Origin of the sequence: Nocardia sp. NPDC088792 (assembly GCF_044750615.1) — a bacterium.
GTDB lineage: Bacteria > Actinomycetota > Actinomycetes > Mycobacteriales > Mycobacteriaceae > Nocardia.
The window spans coordinates 1,050,835-1,067,860 of the sequence record NZ_JBIVKC010000002.1 but is presented as its reverse complement, the minus strand read 5'-3'; the positions used below and the strand labels follow the sequence as shown (position 1 = coordinate 1,067,860).

At 68.6% G+C, this 17,026-nt stretch carries 15 protein-coding genes, 1 tRNA gene and 1 pseudogene; 12 read left to right on the top strand and 5 right to left on the bottom strand.

Annotated elements, in window-relative coordinates; genetic code table 11:
- Positions 1 to 6: 6 nt before the first annotated feature.
- Complete coding sequence (locus tag ACIP5Y_RS14125) at positions 7 to 183, bottom strand: hypothetical protein (RefSeq protein ID WP_396999819.1); 177 nt, start codon at positions 181 to 183, stop codon at positions 7 to 9.
- Positions 184 to 361: 178 nt separating this feature from the next.
- Here ACIP5Y_RS14125 and typA point away from each other — a divergent pair, with 178 nt between their 5' ends.
- The 6 genes from typA (at position 362) to ACIP5Y_RS14095 (ending at position 7,204) form a co-directional block, all read left to right on the top strand.
- Positions 362 to 2,257 (top strand): translational GTPase TypA, encoded by a 1,896-nt coding sequence (gene typA, locus ACIP5Y_RS14120; protein WP_400350227.1) that lies wholly within the window; start codon positions 362 to 364, stop codon positions 2,255 to 2,257.
- A gap of 233 nt (positions 2,258 to 2,490) precedes the next feature.
- The gene (locus ACIP5Y_RS14115; RefSeq protein ID WP_400351272.1) at positions 2,491 to 4,224 is read left to right on the top strand and encodes an ABC transporter family substrate-binding protein; all 1,734 of its coding nucleotides are present in this window, start codon (positions 2,491 to 2,493) and stop codon (positions 4,222 to 4,224) included.
- The gene (gene mshB / locus ACIP5Y_RS14110; RefSeq protein WP_400350225.1) at positions 4,221 to 5,111 is read left to right on the top strand and encodes an N-acetyl-1-D-myo-inositol-2-amino-2-deoxy-alpha-D-glucopyranoside deacetylase; all 891 of its coding nucleotides are present in this window, start codon (positions 4,221 to 4,223) and stop codon (positions 5,109 to 5,111) included. The genes ACIP5Y_RS14115 and mshB overlap by 4 nt, the downstream gene beginning before the upstream one ends.
- 13 nt (positions 5,112 to 5,124) lie before the next feature.
- The gene (locus tag ACIP5Y_RS14105) at positions 5,125 to 5,283 is read left to right on the top strand and encodes a hypothetical protein (RefSeq protein WP_400350224.1); all 159 of its coding nucleotides are present in this window, start codon (positions 5,125 to 5,127) and stop codon (positions 5,281 to 5,283) included.
- Positions 5,280 to 5,783, top strand: a complete 504-nt coding sequence (locus tag ACIP5Y_RS14100) for a hypothetical protein (RefSeq protein WP_400350222.1) — start codon at positions 5,280 to 5,282, stop codon at positions 5,781 to 5,783. Before ACIP5Y_RS14105 ends, ACIP5Y_RS14100 begins: the two co-directional genes overlap by 4 nt.
- A gap of 116 nt (positions 5,784 to 5,899) precedes the next feature.
- Complete coding sequence (locus tag ACIP5Y_RS14095; RefSeq protein ID WP_400350221.1) at positions 5,900 to 7,204, top strand: FAD-binding protein; 1,305 nt, start codon at positions 5,900 to 5,902, stop codon at positions 7,202 to 7,204.
- 78 nt (positions 7,205 to 7,282) lie between these two features.
- On the opposite strand, the gene ACIP5Y_RS14090 is transcribed toward ACIP5Y_RS14095, so the two are convergent.
- The 3 genes from ACIP5Y_RS14090 to ACIP5Y_RS14080 are packed head-to-tail and all read right to left on the bottom strand — an operon-like array spanning position 7,283 to position 10,993.
- On the bottom strand, positions 7,283 to 8,977 hold the full coding sequence (locus ACIP5Y_RS14090) for a PH domain-containing protein (RefSeq protein WP_400350219.1): 1,695 nt from the start codon (positions 8,975 to 8,977) through the stop codon (positions 7,283 to 7,285).
- Entirely contained in the window at positions 8,974 to 9,489 is a 516-nt protein-coding gene (locus tag ACIP5Y_RS14085; protein ID WP_400350218.1) for a PH domain-containing protein, read from the bottom strand. Before ACIP5Y_RS14085 ends, ACIP5Y_RS14090 begins: the two co-directional genes overlap by 4 nt.
- 58 nt (positions 9,490 to 9,547) lie before the next feature.
- Positions 9,548 to 10,993, bottom strand: a complete 1,446-nt coding sequence (locus tag ACIP5Y_RS14080; protein WP_400350217.1) for a hypothetical protein — start codon at positions 10,991 to 10,993, stop codon at positions 9,548 to 9,550.
- A 287-nt stretch (positions 10,994 to 11,280) separates the two neighbouring features.
- On the opposite strand from ACIP5Y_RS14080, the gene ACIP5Y_RS14075 reads away from it, so the two are divergent.
- The 6 genes and pseudogenes from ACIP5Y_RS14075 (at position 11,281) to ACIP5Y_RS14050 (ending at position 16,628) form a co-directional block, all read left to right on the top strand.
- A complete protein-coding gene (locus ACIP5Y_RS14075) occupies positions 11,281 to 13,893 on the top strand; it encodes a bifunctional FO biosynthesis protein CofGH (protein WP_400350214.1) in 2,613 nt (870 codons plus the stop codon).
- A 113-nt stretch (positions 13,894 to 14,006) separates the two neighbouring features.
- A complete protein-coding gene (gene fdxA / locus ACIP5Y_RS14070) occupies positions 14,007 to 14,333 on the top strand; it encodes a ferredoxin (protein ID WP_396999799.1) in 327 nt (108 codons plus the stop codon).
- 10 nt (positions 14,334 to 14,343) lie between these two features.
- The gene (gene dapC / locus ACIP5Y_RS14065; protein ID WP_400350212.1) at positions 14,344 to 15,450 is read left to right on the top strand and encodes a succinyldiaminopimelate transaminase; all 1,107 of its coding nucleotides are present in this window, start codon (positions 14,344 to 14,346) and stop codon (positions 15,448 to 15,450) included.
- Positions 15,451 to 15,522: 72 nt separating this feature from the next.
- A tRNA-Asp gene (locus ACIP5Y_RS14060) sits at positions 15,523 to 15,596 on the top strand.
- Between the two features lie 184 nt (positions 15,597 to 15,780).
- Positions 15,781 to 16,089 (top strand): annotated as a pseudogene (locus ACIP5Y_RS14055) (aldehyde dehydrogenase family protein); the annotation flags it as partial.
- Positions 16,086 to 16,628, top strand: a complete 543-nt coding sequence (locus ACIP5Y_RS14050) for a proline dehydrogenase family protein (protein ID WP_400350210.1) — start codon at positions 16,086 to 16,088, stop codon at positions 16,626 to 16,628. The pseudogene ACIP5Y_RS14055 and the gene ACIP5Y_RS14050, both read left to right, overlap by 4 nt.
- Positions 16,629 to 16,644: 16 nt before the next feature.
- Here ACIP5Y_RS14050 and ACIP5Y_RS14045 read toward each other — a convergent pair whose 3' ends face one another.
- Complete coding sequence (locus ACIP5Y_RS14045; protein WP_400350207.1) at positions 16,645 to 17,013, bottom strand: PPOX class F420-dependent oxidoreductase; 369 nt, start codon at positions 17,011 to 17,013, stop codon at positions 16,645 to 16,647.
- Positions 17,014 to 17,026 lie beyond the last annotated feature (13 nt).

Here is a 17,026-nt window from a genome sequence, read left to right as displayed (position 1 = left end):
CCGGATTCACGCGGCGCGTGCGGCTTTGAGGCCCTTCTTGAGTTCTTTGCCACAGCAGCCCGTGGCCTCGAGTTTCTGCATACGCATGATCACCACGGGGCATTTGATGCAGCGCGTCTTCTTGCGGCAGCACTTTTTCTTCGGCTTCAGCCGCGCGACGTGCTTCGCCTTCACCTTGCCCATGTTGGTTAGCTTAACCTAACTCAAGGGGGCAAAACCTGTGACTTCGGACGACGGGTAATGTGTAACAGGCCGCATGCCCGGTGGGATCCGCCATGTCTCAAGGACGAGACGCGCCTCGCATGTATTCGGGTTCACCGCCCGGGCCGGCTCCCAAACTCTGTACCAGGAGGAATCTAACGTGTCGTCTGTCGAGTTCCGCAACGTCGCCATCGTGGCGCACGTCGACCACGGCAAGACAACACTGGTCGACGCGATGCTCAGGCAATCCGGAGCGTTCGCCGAACGCGCCGAACTCGTCGACCGAGTGATGGACTCCGGTGATCTGGAGCGCGAGAAGGGCATCACCATTCTCGCAAAGAACACGGCCGTCCACCGGCACAACGCCGATGGTTCGGTCACCGTCATCAATGTCATCGACACCCCCGGCCACGCCGACTTCGGCGGTGAGGTCGAGCGCGGCCTCTCCATGGTCGACGGCGTCGTGCTGCTGGTGGACGCGTCCGAGGGACCGCTGCCGCAGACCCGCTTCGTGCTGCGCAAGGCCCTCGCCGCCTCGCTGCCGGTGATCCTGGTGGTCAACAAGACCGACCGCCCCGACGCCCGCATCGAGGAGGTCGTCGAGGAGAGCCACGACCTGCTGCTGGACCTCGCCTCCGACCTCGACGACGAAGCCTCCGAGGCCGCCGAACTGGCCCTCGACCTGCCCGTCCTCTACGCCTCCGGCCGTGCCGGCGTGGCCTCCACCAAGCGTCCCGAGAACGGTAACGTGCCGGACGCCGAGAACCTCGACGAGCTGTTCGAGGTCCTCATGAAGTACGTGCCCGCCCCCAAGGGCGACGCCACCAAGCCGCTGCAGGCGCACGTCACCAACCTCGACGCCTCCCCGTTCCTGGGCCGTATCGGCCTGGTGCGCATCCACAACGGCACCCTGAAGAAGGGCCAGAACGTGGCCTGGATGCACGGTGACGGCGTCAAGACCGTGAAGATCACCGAGCTGCTCAAGACCATCGGCGTCGAGCGTCAGCCCGGCGAGGAGGCCGTCGCCGGCGACATCGTCGCCATCGCCGGCATCCCGGAGATCATGATCGGCGACACCCTCGCCGACGTCGAGAACCCGGTCGCCCTGCCGCGCATCACCGTCGACGAGCCGGCCATCTCGGTGACCATCGGCACCAACACCTCGCCGCTGGTCGGCCGGGTGCAGGGCCACAAGCTCACCGCCCGCATGGTGAAGTCGCGCCTCGACCAGGAACTGGTCGGCAACGTGTCGCTGCGCGTGCTCGACATCGGCCGCCCGGACGCCTGGGAGGTCCAGGGTCGTGGTGAGCTCGCGCTCGCCATCCTGGTCGAGCAGATGCGCCGCGAAGGCTTCGAGCTGACCGTCGGCAAGCCGCAGGTGGTCACCAGGACCGTCGACGGCAAGATCCACGAGCCCTTCGAAGAGCTGACCGTCGACTGCCCGGACGAGTACCTGGGTTCGGTTACCCAGCTGCTGGCCGCCCGCAAGGGCAAGATGGTGCAGATGAGCAACCACTCCGCGGGGTGGGTGCGCATGGAGTTCATCGTCCCGTCGCGCGGCCTGATCGGTTTCCGCACCGACTTCCTCACCGATACCCGCGGCACCGGTATCGCCAACGCCGTGTTCAACGGGTACGCGCCGTGGGCCGGCGAGATCCGCGCCCGCCACACCGGCTCGCTGGTCTCCGACCGCGCGGGCTCGGTGACGCCGTTCGCCATGATCCAGCTCGCCGACCGCGGCCAGTTCTTCGTGGAGCCGGGCGCCGACACCTACGAGGGCCACGTCGTGGGCATCAACCCGCGCTCGGAGGACCTCGACATCAACGTCACCCGTGAGAAGAAGTTGACCAATATGCGGTCCGCCACGGCCGACGTGTTCGAGACGCTGGCCAAGCCGCTGCAGCTCGATCTGGAAGCGGCAATGGAGTTCTGCACCGACGACGAGTGCGTCGAGGTCACCCCGCAGATCGTGCGCGTGCGCAAGCTCATCCTGGGCGCCACCGAACGCGGCCGCGAGCTCTCGCGCCGCAAGGCGCGCGACCGCGCCGTTCAGTAGGGAACACGCGAGAGGGTCCGGCCCGCTGGCCGGGCCCTCCCTGCCGTTTCCACCCCGGCTCGCATACCATCAGCCGGGGTCCATCACGCTGATGGTTCGCGGCCCGTCTCGTTCTGGACTGAGTGGAGCGGGGGAGCGCAGCGGAGGAGCGGAGGGAGGGAAGAACGAGACTTCCAGGGCCGCGAACCCGCCCGGAGCGAAGCGGAGGGCAGATGATACAGCTGCGCGCGACGATGCGTGCGGTGCTGCTTATGGTTGCGATGCTGCTGGGTGTCGCCACCGGGTGCACCGCGAACCCGCCGCCGCCCATCGAAAGCACCGACAGTCCGAAGACGACACCCGCCAAACCGAGTAAGACGTCGGTGACGGTGGCGGTGGACGACATCGGGATCGGGTTCAATCCGCATCTGCGGTCGCAGCAGTCGCCCACGTCCTCGGCGGTGGCATCCATGGTGTTGCCGAGCCCCTTCCGCCCGCAGCCCACGCCGGGTGTGCCCGGCGGGATCGATTGGGTGATGGATCCGGCGTTCATGGTGTCGGCGGATGTGACCGCGCAGGAACCGTTCACCATCACCTACCAGATCAAGAACGATGCCTCCTGGTCCGACGGCGCCCCGATCGCGGCCGAGGACTTCAAATACCTGTGGCAGCAGATGATCACGCAGCCCGGGGTGGTGGATCCGGCCGGATACCGGCTGATCTCGGATGTGAGCTCCTCGGCGGGCGGCAAGACCGTGGTCGTCACCATGAGCGAGCCGTATCCCGCGTGGCGGCAACTGTTCACGGATCTGCTGCCGCAGCATCTGATCAAGGACTCCGGTTTCGAACAGGGCCTGATGGACACCATCCGGGTGTCCGGCGGCCAATTCCGGATCAAGCAGGCCGACCGCGGCCGCGAGGAACTGCTGCTGGAACGCAATGACCGCTACTGGGGTCAGCCGGCGGTGCCGGACCAGATCCTGTTGCGCCGCGGCGGAACTCCCGCGCAGGTGGCGGAGTCGCTGCGGGTCGGTGACGCGCAGATGGCGCTCGTGCACGGCGGAGTGGCCCTGCAGGCGCAGCTGGCCGCGATCCCGTCGGTGCGCACGGCCATCATGGCGCAGTCACGGGAGATGCAGCTGGTATTGAACGGCCGCACCGGTGACCTGGCCGATGTCCGGGTGCGCAAAGCCGTACTGGGACTGCTGGATCCGACGCTGCTGGCCACGGTCGGCGCGCAGACCGGTAGCTGGGTGGAGCCCGCGCGGGCACAGGTGTTGTCGCCCTCGGATCCGGGTTACGCGCCGACCGCGCCGCCGCGCATCAGCTCGGACGAGGCGTTCGGGCTGCTGGCCGAGGCCGGGTTCGGCCGGGCGCCGGAGACGCCGCCCTCCGGATCGACGACTTCGCCTGCGCCGCAACCGCGTCCGATCGTGAAGAACGGGAAGACGCTGACCGTCCGCATCGGCACGGTGGACAGTGATGTCACCACGCTGGCGGTGGCGAACACCGCGGCGGACCAATTGCGCAGTGCCGGAATCGATGTCATCGTGCGCAGTGTGTCGGCGTCGGAGCTGTACGGCAAGGATCTGACCGATGCCGGGATCGACGCCGTGCTCGGCTGGGAGCGGGCCGGTTCCGATCCGGCGACCGTGCTGGCCTCGCGCTTCGGCTGCCCGCCGGTGGAACCGCCCGGCAGCAAGGATGATTCGACGGTGGTGGACGGTGCGAAGAAGGCCCCGTCCAATCTGTCCGGCGTCTGCGATCCGACCCTGCAGCCGGAGATCGATCAGGCATTGAAGGGCATCGACGTGCCCAAGGCCATCGGCGATGCCGAACCCAAGCTGTGGGAGATGGCGACGGCGCTGCCCATCATGCAGGACACCCAGGTCGCCGCGGCCGGTCCGCGAGTGGACGGTGCCTCGCTGAGCGGTGCGGTGCAGACCGGCATCTTCGGCGATGCCGCGAACTGGCGGCGGCTGCCGTGACCGATCCGCAGGAGACCGGCGGACTGCTGCTGGTGCACGCCCACCCCGATGACGAATCCATCACCACCGGCGGCACCATCGCGCTGTACCGCAAGCGGGGTGTGCCCGTCACCGTCGTGACCTGCACGCTCGGCGAGGAAGGCGAGGTCATCGGCGCGGAGTACGCGCAGCTGGTGGCCGGACAGGCCGATCAGCTGGGTGGCTACCGGATCGCCGAATTGACCAGGGCCCTGGCCGAATTGGACGCCGCCGACCCCCGTTTCCTGGGTGGCGCGGGCCGCTGGCGGGACTCCGGCATGGCGGGCACGCCGTCCGCGCGGAATCCGCGGGCCTTCGTGAATTCCGGCGCGGCCGCGGTGGACGCACTGGTGCAGATCATCCTGGAGCTGCGGCCGCGCGTGGTGGTCGGTTACGACCCGCGTGGCGGTTACGGGCATCCGGATCACATTCGCGCGCACGAGGTCACCATGGCCGCCGTCGACGCGGCCGCGGAGTGGGGCTGGACGGTGCCGAAGGTGTACTGGACCGTCACCGACGGCGCGGTGCTGGCCATGCACACCGAGGCCCTGAAGCGGCGCACGGTGGATCAGCTGCCGGGTGCGCTGCCGCGCGGCTGGCGGCTGCCGCACACCGGTGAATTGGCTTGTGTCCCCACCGAATCGGTGACCACGACGGTGGATGTCTCGGCGGGGCTGGCCGCGAAACGCGCCGCCCTGCGGGCGCATGCCACGCAGGTGACGGTGGCGCCGTCCGGCCGCGAGTTCGTGCTGTCGAACGATGTCGCGCAGCCTGTGCTGCCGGAGGAGCATTACATTCTGGTGCGCGGCGAGCGTGGCCCGGCAGGTCCCGACGGTCGTGAACATGATCTTTTCGCCGGGCTGGAATGAGAGACTGAACGATATGTACAACTGGAGTGTCCAGGACGCCATCGTGGCGTTCGTCGAGAGCCAGCGCCCGTTCTTCCAGGCGCAGCACGACCTCTACCTGTCGGTGCTGTACGGATTCGTCGATATGCAGAGTCAGTTGCTGACCCTCCTCGGCTTCCCTCCGGTGCCGTGACGGTGACGGTCGCGACGCAGGAGAAGACCGAGACCGCGCCGAACCCGTTCAGCGGGCTGCTGAGCGTGGTGATCGGGATCGTGCTGACCGTCGACGCCTTCGTGACGCTGGTGCTCGAGGTGCTGTTCCTGCCGATCTACGCCGGCCACGCGCACATGGCGAGCGATACCGGGTCCACGCTGGCCCGGGCCGCCGCGCCGCTGGCCTCGAGCATCACGTCGGGCGCCATCCCGGTGCCGGTGACGGCGCTGGCCGCCGCGGTGATCAATGTGCTGCTGGTGCTGGGGATGGCTACGGTGTCGCATCGCGTCCCGGTGGTGATCATTCCGCTGGCGGTGTGGCTGCTGGGCTTCCTGCTGTGCGCGAGTACCGGTCCGGGCGGCTCGGTGGTGCTGATGAGCGACTGGCCGACCATGCTGCTGCTCATCTGCGGTCTGCTGCCGGCGGGGTTGTATCTGTACTACCGGGCGACCATGCGGCTCGCGGCCGGCGGTAAGTGATCGACCTGCACGGATAGGCTCCGCCCGAGACCTCCGTCACACGGTGTCACACTCGGGTCGCGGGCCTCGTCAACCTTGTGAATCACGATCATCACATCGATTTACGAGGTTGGACAATGGAATTCGATCAGCTCCGCGGCCAGGTCCAGGGCCGCGTGCTCGTCTCCGGCGACGACGGCTTCGAGCAGGCCGCGCAGCCGTGGAATATCGCGGTGGTGCAGCCGGTGGCCGCGGTCGTCGAGGCCGCGAACGCCGCGGATGTGGCGGCGGTCGTCCGGTTCGCCCGTGCGGCAGGGCGTCCCGTGGTCGCGCAGCCCACCGGGCACGGCGCCACCGGTGATATCGGCAATGCCATCCTGCTGCGTACCGGTCACCTGAACTCGGTCGGCATCGATGCCCCGGCCCGGGTGGCGCGGGTCGGGGCGGGCGCGCAGTGGGGGCAGGTGCAGGCGGCGGCCGCCGAACACGGTCTGACGGGCCTGGCGGGCAGCAATCCGGTCGTCGGCGTCACCGGGTACACGCTGGGCGGCGGTAAGGGCTGGTTCGGGCGCAAGTACGGCTGGGCCTCGAATGCGGTGCGCGCCTTCGAGATCGTGGATGCCGAGGGCGAGGCGCTGCGCGTCACCTTCGACTCCGATCCGGAACTGTTCTGGGCGCTGTGCGGTGGCGGCGGCGATTTCGCCGTCGTGACCGCGCTGGAATTCGACCTTTTCCCGGCCCCGGCGCTGTACGGCGGTCGGATCATGTGGCCCGGCGACCGGCTGCCCGAGGTGTGGGATGCCTTCCGCGAGTTGACGTCTCAGGCACCGGACGAGCTGTCCGTATGGTTCCAGCGCTTCCAGTTCCCGGAAGCCCCCGAAATGGTGGCCCTGGACCTCGCCTACCTCGGTGACCCGGCCGAGGGCCGCGCCCTGACCGCCGCCCTGGATCGCATCGGCGGCGCGATCGCCGACAAGCGCGCACCCATGTCCCCGGCCGCCCTCGGCGATATCACCACCGAGCCCACCAATCCCAGTCCCGCCATCTCCCGCGCCGAGGCGCTCACCGACCTCGACGACGAGGCCGTGAAAGTCCTTGCCGGCGAACCGGTCGCACCCCTGGCCAATATCCAGGTCCGCCACCTCGGCGGCGCCCTGGCCCGGCCCGCCGCCGGCGCCCGCGGCGCACTCACCGAGCCCTACCTGGTCTACCTGCTCGGTATCGGCCTCCCGCACCTCCGGGATGCCGTGCGCGCCAAGCAAACCGCCATGGTGGAGTCCCTCGCCGACCACATCACCGGCGCCAAGCCCTACACCTTCCTGGCCCCCGGCGAATCGGCCGCCGCCGCCTTCCCCGCCGCCACCCTGGACCGCCTGCGCGCCATCAAACAGTCCCGCGACCCCCGGAACGTGATCCGCGCCAACTTCCCCGTCCTGGGCTGACCCAGTTTCAAGACCACCGGGAGATGGTGGTGGGGACACGCCGCGGACAGCCACCACCATTTCCCGGTCGGCGGTGTTTCACCTTGGGGTGGAACCCAATTGGCCGGGGGTGACCGCCTCGATGAGGGGCCACGCCTCGGCCAGGGGGATATCGATCACGTGGTAGCGCTTCTTGCCGGCGGCCGAGGCGGCGATGACCGTCGCCAGCCCGGCTCGCCGCTGGAAGAAGGTCTGCCGCACCGTCCAGCCGATGACGCCCGGTGCTTCCAGGCAGTCCCGGTCCCGATCGAGTGATCCGCTGCGGGTGACCAGCCAGGCCGGACCGGAGGCGGTCGCCGGAATCACGGCATGCCCGAGCCCGCGGTAACGATCCCGGGCCAGCGCCGCCGCCACACCCGCGACCACCACCACGAGAACCCAGGCCCATACCGGAATATCCACTCCCGCAAGACTTCCTGCCACCATCAGCAGCGCGACCACCGCGACGGGGACGAGCGTTCGAGTGAACCGCCGCCGCATGGCCGCCGCGCCGTGCGGCGCCAATGCGGTAGTGATCGCCGCCGGTGCGACACGCGCCCCATGACCGGAATCGGTTGCGGCGTCGGCGTGTGCGGTGTCGTCGAGGAGGTGGGTGAGGGTGTGTTCGACGGCGGCGCGCGGGGCTTGGGGGAGGATTTTCTGGCGGGGGCTGGTGCCGGTCATGATGGCTTCGAGTTCGGCGGCGCCGGCCAGGCGGAGGAGGAGGGGCTCGTTGACCGTGGCGCCGCGGAGGCGGGCCAGGTCGAGGGTGGTCTGGCGGGTTGTCAAGAGGCCGTGGCGGATATGCAGGGTGGTGCCGTTGTCCTGGACCTGGAGGCCGAACCAGGTGGCCAGGTATCGCGCGCAGGCGGCGAGGCTCACTATCGCGATCAGGCCGATGATCAGGAGGGCCACCGTGCCCGCGATGGCTACCGCGCCGCTCTCGCCGACCTCGCGGACGGTGCCGGATTTGAAGAGGACCTGGGCGATGCCGTATTGGAAGGCCAGGCCGACTATCGGTGCGAGCAGGGCGAATCCGGTCAGGGAGAGTGGGGCGTAGCGCACCCATTTCGGTTGCCAGTGAGCGATTTCCACGGGCGGGTGGGCCGCTTCGCCGGTTGCGCCGTCGACGCGTGCTGCCGGGGCGGCATGCGGGCCCGCAGTTCCGGAATCCGGGATCGGCTGGGGCTCCGGGTTTTCCGTCGCGCCCGTGGTGTGGGCGAGCAGTTCCGCGCGCAGGCCCGGCACCAGTGCGGCGTCGAGGGCGTTGAGTTTGAACTGTTCTCGCCGGTCGGCGTGCTGGCCGGTGCCGATGGACAGGACGGCCAGGCCGAGGGCGCGGTGCAGCAGGTCGGCTTCGACGTCCACGGATCTGACGCGGTTGCGGGGGACCGAGAGTCGTTTGCGCTGAATCAATCCCGTGCGCAGTTCGAGATTGTCGGGCGTGATGCGGTAGGTGGTGGTGAACCAGCGGGTGATCGCCAGCACGATGATCACCGCGATCACCGCGAGGCTCCACGACGGATTGTCGCTGCGCGCACCGGCGATCAGGGAAGCCAGCAGGACCGGGATGAACCGGATGAGCTCGTTGATGGGGTGCACCAGCAGCATGCGGCGATCCAGCCGCTGCCAGCCGTCCCCGTCCGGCCCGGTGGGCGGCGGGCCCTCCGGTGCCTGCCGTGGCAGCGCCGGATCGGGCGGGCGCAGTGTCATATCCGGCTGTCGCAGAGTCGGATCCGGAGTCTGCTGGTTCATGTCGCATCCCCCCGATGCTGTGCCGCGATCTCCGTCAATTGTGCGACCGTGCGCCGGGCGTCGTCGAGGTTCAGTGCGCTGATGTGCACGGCCCCCGCCGAAGACGCCGTGGTGACGGTGACGGTGGCCAGTCCCAGCAGGCGTTCCACCGGCCCCCGGTAGGTGTCCACGGTCTGCACCCGGGTGATCGGTGCGACCCGGCTCTCCTGGGTGAACCATCCGGTGCGGGTGTAAACAGCTTCATCGGTGATTTCCCAGCGGTGCACCGCGTATCGCCACAGCGGCACCACCCCGATGCTGAATGCCGCTGCCACGACCACGACTACGAGCACGATCAGCTGTACGGTGCGCCGGTCCGCGTCGACGATCATCCACACCAGCAGTGCCAGCACGGGTATCACCCAGGACAGCGCCGCGGTCAATGCCCACAGCAGTTTGGCGCGGGGGCTGGGCCGCCGGGCGGGCTCGGCCAGGATGCCGCCGGGGGCTTGGGGCTGGGACATGGCTGCCATGCTTTCACGAACCATCGCCGGTGTCCGGCAATAGTTGTGGTCGCCGGTCCGGTGCCCGTCAGCGTGGGGTGATGCGGAAGAACCCGGTCGTGGTGCCCTGGTACTGGATTCGGCCCGGTGCGATGACGCCGACCATCTGGAGGGTGTCCTGCGCGGTGGTCGCGCCGACGAGTTGCTCGGATTCCAGCGTGCCGGTGGCGGGATCGAGGACGGCGTAGCTGTAGTTGTCGAGCACCTCCGCGATGCCGCCGGGGACGGTGGCGTGCCGGGTGAAGGTGTAGAGCTTGCCGTCGGCGAGGGACAGTCGCGGTACCGCCGAGGACGGGACGGTATCGGTCCACACCACATGGCATCCGCTGCCGCCCGCGTCGACATCGATGCGGGTCATGCCGCCGGTGATGGGTGCGCTGGGCGGCACGCTGGGTCCGGCGCTCGGCGGGAGTTGCGGGTACGGGTAGCCGTAGGTGCTGGCGACGAACACGCTGTCGCCGGAGCCGATGGGCGCGTTCTCGGTGCCGTCGACCGCGGGGACCTTGCAGATCTGCCGTCCGGTGGCGGTGTCGTAGACCAGCAGGTTGTCGTCGGGGACGGCATTGTCGGTGATGGTCACGTATTCGGTGCCGTCGCCGGGTCCGAAGAAGACGGGGGTGGCGCCGGTGCCCCAGCTGAGCCGGCCGGGTTTGCGGTAGGGGCCGCGGTCGTAGGCCTGCCGCCACACGATCCGCGGGTTGCCGTCGCCGTCCACGTTCAGCAGGTAGAGCGCGTGGTCGGTGGCGACGACCATGCCCCGGGGTGCGGTGGAGATGCTGTTGGCCACGATCTCGCCGGGTGCGAGCAGGATCGAGCGGGCGGTGCCGGTGGCGGGATCGACGAAGCCGGCGGCGGCCTCGTCGGTGGCGAACCAGACCCGCCCCTGATAGTCGGGCGACACCGAGTCGGCGTGATCGCAGGCGCCGCCGCCGCAGTGGCCGGCGACCGCGTCGGAGATATCGGTGGCGGTGTCCACGAAGAGTCGCCAACTGCCGCCCGGGCCGCCGTGGTCGTGGCCGACGCGCAGCAGTTTCTGGCTGCCGTCGGCGGTCACCAGGCGGTCGTGGTCGTCGAGGTAGGCGTAGACGCCGCCGAGCAGGCTGCCCTTGGTGAGTTCGAGGGAGGCGAGCGGGTTTCCGGTGTTCGGGTCGAGCAGGAAGACGGTCGGCGCCCGGTTGGTGATCTTTGTGCACAGCGCCTGCGGCAGCCCGTCCGCGCCTTGCAGGATGGTCGGGCAGGCCGCGCCCATCTCGTGGAAGTCGGCGTCGACCGGGCCGGCGCCGGGCCCGGCGAACGGTGTCGTATCGGAACTCTCCGAATCTCCGTGCATGGTCGCGGTCCCGGTGGGACCCAGCGCCGGGTTCTCCGGCGGCAGCGGCCCGAAGCCGGCCGCGGCGGTGCCGGTGGCCAGGGTGAGCACGAGGGTGCCGCCCAATCCTGCGATGACGGCGGCGCGCCGGAGTTTCGCGAGCACGAATTTCCCCTCTGGTCTGCGATGGGTCCCCGGCGAGGCTATTGCATCCCGACTGAAATTCAAATACTGGAACCCAACGGAACTCGACAACTGATCTCGGGAGAATCGGGGTAACTCCTGGGGTACCCCCAGAATTGGTTCGGCTCTTACACCCGCGCGGATGCGATACTGTGGGCGGCTCTCAGCCGCCCGCTGAATATTCGGGGAGGCGGGATGGAATAGCTTGCCTCGGCGCCCGGTTGGCCCGTTCTATGGCACCCGAGTCGGAACAACCGGATGGATGGCGCATGATCGAGGGCGTGACGGATCTACCGAACCCGAGCCTGCCTCCCGTCCCGCCCAGCGCGCCATCGCCCGCCGGCATGCGACGCGCCCTGCGCCGGGCCCGCGACGGGGCGACGCTGAACCTCGACGAGGCGGTGGTGCTGCTGCAGGCGCGCGGCGCCGATCTGGCGGATCTGAGCGCCTCGGCCGGCCGGGTACGCGACGCCGGACTGCGGGCCACCGGATACGCGGATGAGGTTCTGCCCATTACCTATTCGCGCAAGGTGTTCATCCCCCTCACGCACCTGTGCCGCGACCGCTGTCACTACTGCACCTTCGTGACCGTGCCCGGCAAGCTGCGCGCCGAGGGCAAGGGTCTCTACATGGAGCCCGACGAGATCCTGGACGTCGCGCGCCGCGGCGCCGAACTGGGTTGCAAGGAAGCGCTTTTCACCCTCGGCGACCGCCCGGAGGAGCGCTGGCCGGAGGCCCGGCAGTGGCTGGACGAGCGCGGCTACGACTCCACCCTGGATTACGTGCGCGCCATGGCCATCCGGGTGCTGGAGGAGACCGGCCTGCTACCGCACCTGAATCCGGGCGTCATGACCTGGGAGGAGCTGTCGCGGCTGAAGCCGGTGGCCCCGTCCATGGGCATGATGCTGGAGACCACCTCCACCCGCCTGTTCACCGAACCCGGTGCGGCGCATTACGGTTCGCCGGACAAGGATCCCGCCGTCCGGTTGCGCGCGCTCACCGACGCGGGCCGGCTGTCGGTGCCGTTCACCACCGGCATCCTGGTCGGCATCGGCGAGAACATCACCGAGCGCGCCGAGTCCATCCTGGCGATCCGCAAGGTGCACAAGGCCTTCGGGCATGTGCAGGAAGTCATCATCCAGAACTTCCTGGCCAAGCAGAACACCGCCATGCGCGACACCCCGGACGCCGATATCGAGGAGTTCCTCGCCACCGTCGCCGTGGCACGGCTGTTGCTGGGCCCCAAGATGCGCATACAGGCCCCGCCGAACCTGGTCTCGCTCGAGGAGTGCCGCCGGCTCATCGAGGCCGGTGTGGACGACTGGGGCGGCGTTTCGCCGCTCACCCCGGATCACGTGAACCCGGAACGTCCGTGGCCGAATCTGGAAGTGCTGGCGCAGGTCACCGCGGACGCCGGCTACGTGCTGACCCAGCGGCTCACCGCGCACCCGAAGTATGTGCTGGCCGGTCATCCCTGGATCGACCCGCGCGTGTCGAAACATGTTGCCGCCCTGACGGATCCGGCGACCGGTCTGGCCCGCGACGTGAACCCGTCCGGCCTGCCCTGGCAGGAACCGGACCACGACTGGGAATCCGTCGGCCGCATCGACCTCAACACGGCCATCGACAGTGAGGGCCGCAATACCGAATCCCGCAGCGACTCCGGCCTTTCCGATGATTCGCTCGGTGCCTTCGGCGACTGGGAGAGCATTCGCGAGCAGGTGCACGAGCTGGCCGTCGCCGCACCGGAGCGGTTCGACTCCGATGTGCTGTCCGCCCTGCGCGCGGCGGAGCAGGATCCGGCGGGCCTCACCGACGACCAGTACCTGGCGCTGGCCACCGCCGACGGCCCGGCGCTGGAGGCCGTCGCCGCGCTCGCCGATCAGCTGCGCCGCGACACCGTCGGCGACGATGTCACCTACATCGTCAACCGGAACATCAACTTCACCAATATCTGCTACACCGGCTGCCGTTTCTGCGCGTTCGCGCAGCGCAAGGGTGATGCGGACGCCTTCAGCCTGAGCCCGCAGGATGTCGCCGACCGCGCCTGGGAGGCCTGGGTGGAGGGCGCCACCGAGATCTGCATGCAGGGCGGCATCGATCCGGAGCTACCGGTCACCGGGTACGCGGATCTGGTGCGCGCCATCAAGGAACGCGTCCCGCAGATGCATGTGCACGCGTTCAGCCCGATGGAGGTCGTCAATGGGGCTTCCCGCGGTGGGCAGAGCGTGCACGACTGGCTGTCGGCGCTGAAGGAAGCGGGCCTGGACACCATTCCGGGCACGGCCGCCGAAATCCTCGACGACGAGGTGCGCTGGGTGCTCACCAAGGGCAAACTGCCCACCTCGGCCTGGATCGATGTCATCACCACCGCGCACAAGGTGGGCATCCGATCCAGTTCGACCATGATGTACGGGCACGTGGACAATCCCAAGCATTGGGTCGGTCACCTGCGGGTGCTGCGCGGAATTCAGGACGAGACAGGTGGTTTCACCGAATTCGTGCTGCTGCCGTTCGTGCACCAGAGCGCACCGCTGTATCTGGCGGGCGCCTCGCGTCCCGGCCCGACGGTCCGCGATAATCGTGCGGCGCATGCGCTCTCCCGCATCATGCTGCACGGGCGCATCGACAATATTCAGACCAGCTGGGTGAAACTCGGTACCAAGGGAACCCAGTTGATGCTGAACGGCGGTGCCAACGACCTCGGCGGCACCTTGATGGAGGAGACCATCTCGCGCATGGCCGGTTCCGAACACGGATCGGCGAAGACGGTCGGGGAACTGACGGAGATCGCCACCGGCATCGGGCGGCCGGTCCGGCAGCGCACTACCACCTATGGTGTGCCGCCGCATCGCCCACCGGTTTCTCTAGTGGTTGGATAGCCTGCACCGATCCAGAAGTTAGGTGAGGCTGACCGGTAGTAACGTTGGGTAGCCGGGATACTGTTTCGCGGGGCGGAGCATCCCGCGTGTGAGGACAGACTAGGAGAGCGGCAGTGCCGTACATCATCGCTGAACCGTGCGTTGACGTGAAGGACAAGGCGTGCATCGAGGAATGCCCCGTGGACTGCATCTACGAGGGTGGACGCATGCTGTACATCCATCCGGACGAGTGCGTGGACTGTGGTGCATGTGAGCCGGTCTGCCCGGTGGAGGCCATCTTCTACGAAGACGACACCCCGGACCAGTGGAGCGGCTACGTGAACGCGAACGTCGACTTCTTCGACGACCTGGGATCGCCGGGCGGCGCCACCAAGGTCGGCAAGGTCGACTACGACCCGCCGTTCATCGCCGCACTGCCGCCGATGGCCGAAGGCGAGTAAGGGAATCGCTTTGACCACGCGTGGCCGAGTGAGCAGTCTCCTACCCGATTTCCCCTGGGACACCATCGCTTCCGTGAAAGCGAAGGCCGCTTCGCACTCCGGCGGTCTCGTGGATCTGTCCGTCGGGACGCCGGTCGATCCGGTGGATCCGCTGATCCGCGAAGCACTCTCGTCGGTGGCGGCGGTGCCGGGGTATCCGACCACGCACGGCACACCCGAACTGCGCGCGGCCGTCGTGGACGCACTGCGCCGCCGGTTCGGGATCACCGGGATCGATGCGGCGGCCGTGCTGCCCGCGATCGGCACCAAGGAGCTGATCGCCGGACTGCCGCGACTGCTCGGTCTCGGCGCGGACGATCTGGTCGTGATCCCGGAAGTCGCGTACCCGACCTACGAGGTGGGCGCGCTGCTCTCGGGTTCGCGGTATGTGCGCGCGGACGGCACCACCCAGCTGGGTCCGGAGCGGCCGGCGTTGATCTTCATCAACTCGCCGTCCAATCCGACCGGCAAGGTGCTCGGCGTCGAGCACCTGCGCAAGATGGTGGAATTCGCGCGCGAACGCGGCGCGGTGCTCGCCTCCGACGAGTGCTACCTGGGCCTGGCCTGGGAGGGCCGCGCGGTGTCCATCCTCGATCCCGAGGTGTGCGACGGCGACCATACCGGCCTGCTGGCCATCCACTCGCTGTCCAAGACTTCGAATCTGGCGAGTTACCGGGCCGGTTTCGTGACCGGTGACCCGGCGCTGGTGGCCGAACTGCTGGAGGTGCGCAAGCACTCCGGCATGATGCTGCCCTACCCGATCCAGGCCGCCATGACCGCCGCGCTGCGCGATGACGTGCACGAGGCGCAGCAGAAGGAGCGCTACCGCGCCCGGCGCGAGGTGCTGAGGAAGGCGTTGGCGGAGGCCGGTTTCCGCGTCGACGACTCCGAGGCGGGCCTGTACCTGTGGTCGACGCGCGGCGAAGCCTGCCGGACCACCCTGGACTGGCTGGCCGAGCGCGGCATTCTCGCCGCTCCGGGCGAGTTCTACGGTCCGCGCGGCAATGAGCACGTGCGTATTGCGCTGACCGCCACCGATGAGCGCATCGCGGCCGCGGCTGAACGCCTGACCAGCTGATTTTCGGTTAACCCGAGGTTGTGCTATCTTTTACGAGGTTGCGAGGCCGTAGGGCCTCGTTTCTTCATGTAAGGCCCTGTGGCGCAGTTGGTTAGCGCGCCGCCCTGTCACGGCGGAGGTCGCGGGTTCGAGTCCCGTCAGGGTCGCTTGGTATGAATCGGACCGCCGGTTTCCGGCGTGTCCGTCCCGGTCCACGGGACACTCTCCGCGATAGCCTGGGTTATGGACGCTGTCACGGTTGTCCCGGTTCCCGGCAACGAGCCCGTGCACACCTACGCACCCGGCAGCCGCGAACGCGCGCTGCTGCAAGGCAGAATCGCGGAAATCTCCGCCGACATCCTCACCACCGTCGACGCCACTTCCCCGTACGCCCTGACCGGCGCCATCTTCGCCCGCGACCGCCACGCCGTCGAACAGGCCGCCACCGCACTGCGCTTCGCCGCCGGCAACTTCTACATCAATGACAAACCCACCGGCGCGGTGGTCGGCCAGCAGCCCTTCGGCGGCGCCCGCGCCTCCGGCACCGACGACAAGGCCGGCTCCTACCTGAACCTGCTGCGCTGGGTCGCCCCGCGCACCCTGAAGGAAACCTTCGTCCCGCCAACGGATTACCGCTACCCCCACATGGAGACGCGATGAACCCGCTGCGACCGGTCATCCTCGCCGCGGCGGGATCCGGCCGGATGAAGAACGCCGTCACCCGCGTACCGCTCACCGCGGCCGTGGTGCGACGGTTCGTGGCGGGGGAGACGCGCGGCGAGCCGGCGCCGGTCGCGCGTGACCTGCTGGCGAGCGGCCGCATGATCAGCGTCGACTTCCTCGGCGAGTACACCACCGAGCAATCCACGGCGAATGCCGCGGTGGCCGAATACATGTCGCTCATCGACGACCTGGCGGCCCTGGAAGCACCGCACACCCTGGTGCCCGCGGTGGAGGTCTCGGTGAAGCGCTCCGCCCTCGTGGAAGCCGCCGGAAGCCGCCGCAGCCCGGGCGATTTCGAATTCCGGATGCTCTACGGCATCCGCGACCCGGAACAACGCCGCCTCGTCGACGAGGGCCACACCCTCCGCGTCTACCTCCCCTACGGCACCCAGTGGTACGGCTACCTCATGCGCCGCATCGCCGAACGCCCCGCCAACCTCGCCTTCTTCCTCCGAGCCCTGGCCGAGCGACGCTGATCGGCCGCGGGCCGGGTCACATGCCGAAGGCGATGACACGCTCCGGCGTGACGCGGATGAGCTCGGGCGACAGACCGGGGTACCAGGGCTCGACATCCTTCAGCCCTTGGGCGATGCCGCGGATTTCGAGGCAGCGGACCGTCCACGGGTCGAGGGAGGCGATGTCGTCGACGACGAAGGCCACCCGTTCGTCCTTGGCCAGGTTGCGGAACTTCTGGCTGGCGCCGAGGTCACGGCCGCCGATGTCGATGGTGCCGAGGGCGGCGTTGTAGCGGAACCCGACGGGGTTGTTCTGCGGGGACCCGTCGGGACGAATGGTGGCCAGCCGCCCGAGCCGCTGGCTGTTCAAGTAGTCGATCTGGGCAGCGCTCAGTGTTGCGATCATGCCAGAACCGTAG

Coding starts and splice junctions, on each gene's coding strand:
- ACIP5Y_RS14105 (WP_400350224.1), top strand. CDS start 5,125: ATGTACAACTGGAGTGTCCAGGACGCCATCGTGGCGTTCGTCGAGAGC.
- ACIP5Y_RS14085 (WP_400350218.1), bottom strand. CDS start 9,489: ATGGCAGCCATGTCCCAGCCCCAAGCCCCCGGCGGCATCCTGGCCGAG.
- ACIP5Y_RS14115 (WP_400351272.1), top strand. CDS start 2,491: ATGCGTGCGGTGCTGCTTATGGTTGCGATGCTGCTGGGTGTCGCCACC.
- ACIP5Y_RS14090 (WP_400350219.1), bottom strand. CDS start 8,977: ATGAACCAGCAGACTCCGGATCCGACTCTGCGACAGCCGGATATGACA.
- ACIP5Y_RS14075 (WP_400350214.1), top strand. CDS start 11,281: ATGATCGAGGGCGTGACGGATCTACCGAACCCGAGCCTGCCTCCCGTC.
- ACIP5Y_RS14125 (WP_396999819.1), bottom strand. CDS start 183: ATGGGCAAGGTGAAGGCGAAGCACGTCGCGCGGCTGAAGCCGAAGAAA.
- ACIP5Y_RS14050 (WP_400350210.1), top strand. CDS start 16,086: ATGAACCCGCTGCGACCGGTCATCCTCGCCGCGGCGGGATCCGGCCGG.
- ACIP5Y_RS14095 (WP_400350221.1), top strand. CDS start 5,900: ATGGAATTCGATCAGCTCCGCGGCCAGGTCCAGGGCCGCGTGCTCGTC.
- ACIP5Y_RS14045 (WP_400350207.1), bottom strand. CDS start 17,013: ATGATCGCAACACTGAGCGCTGCCCAGATCGACTACTTGAACAGCCAG.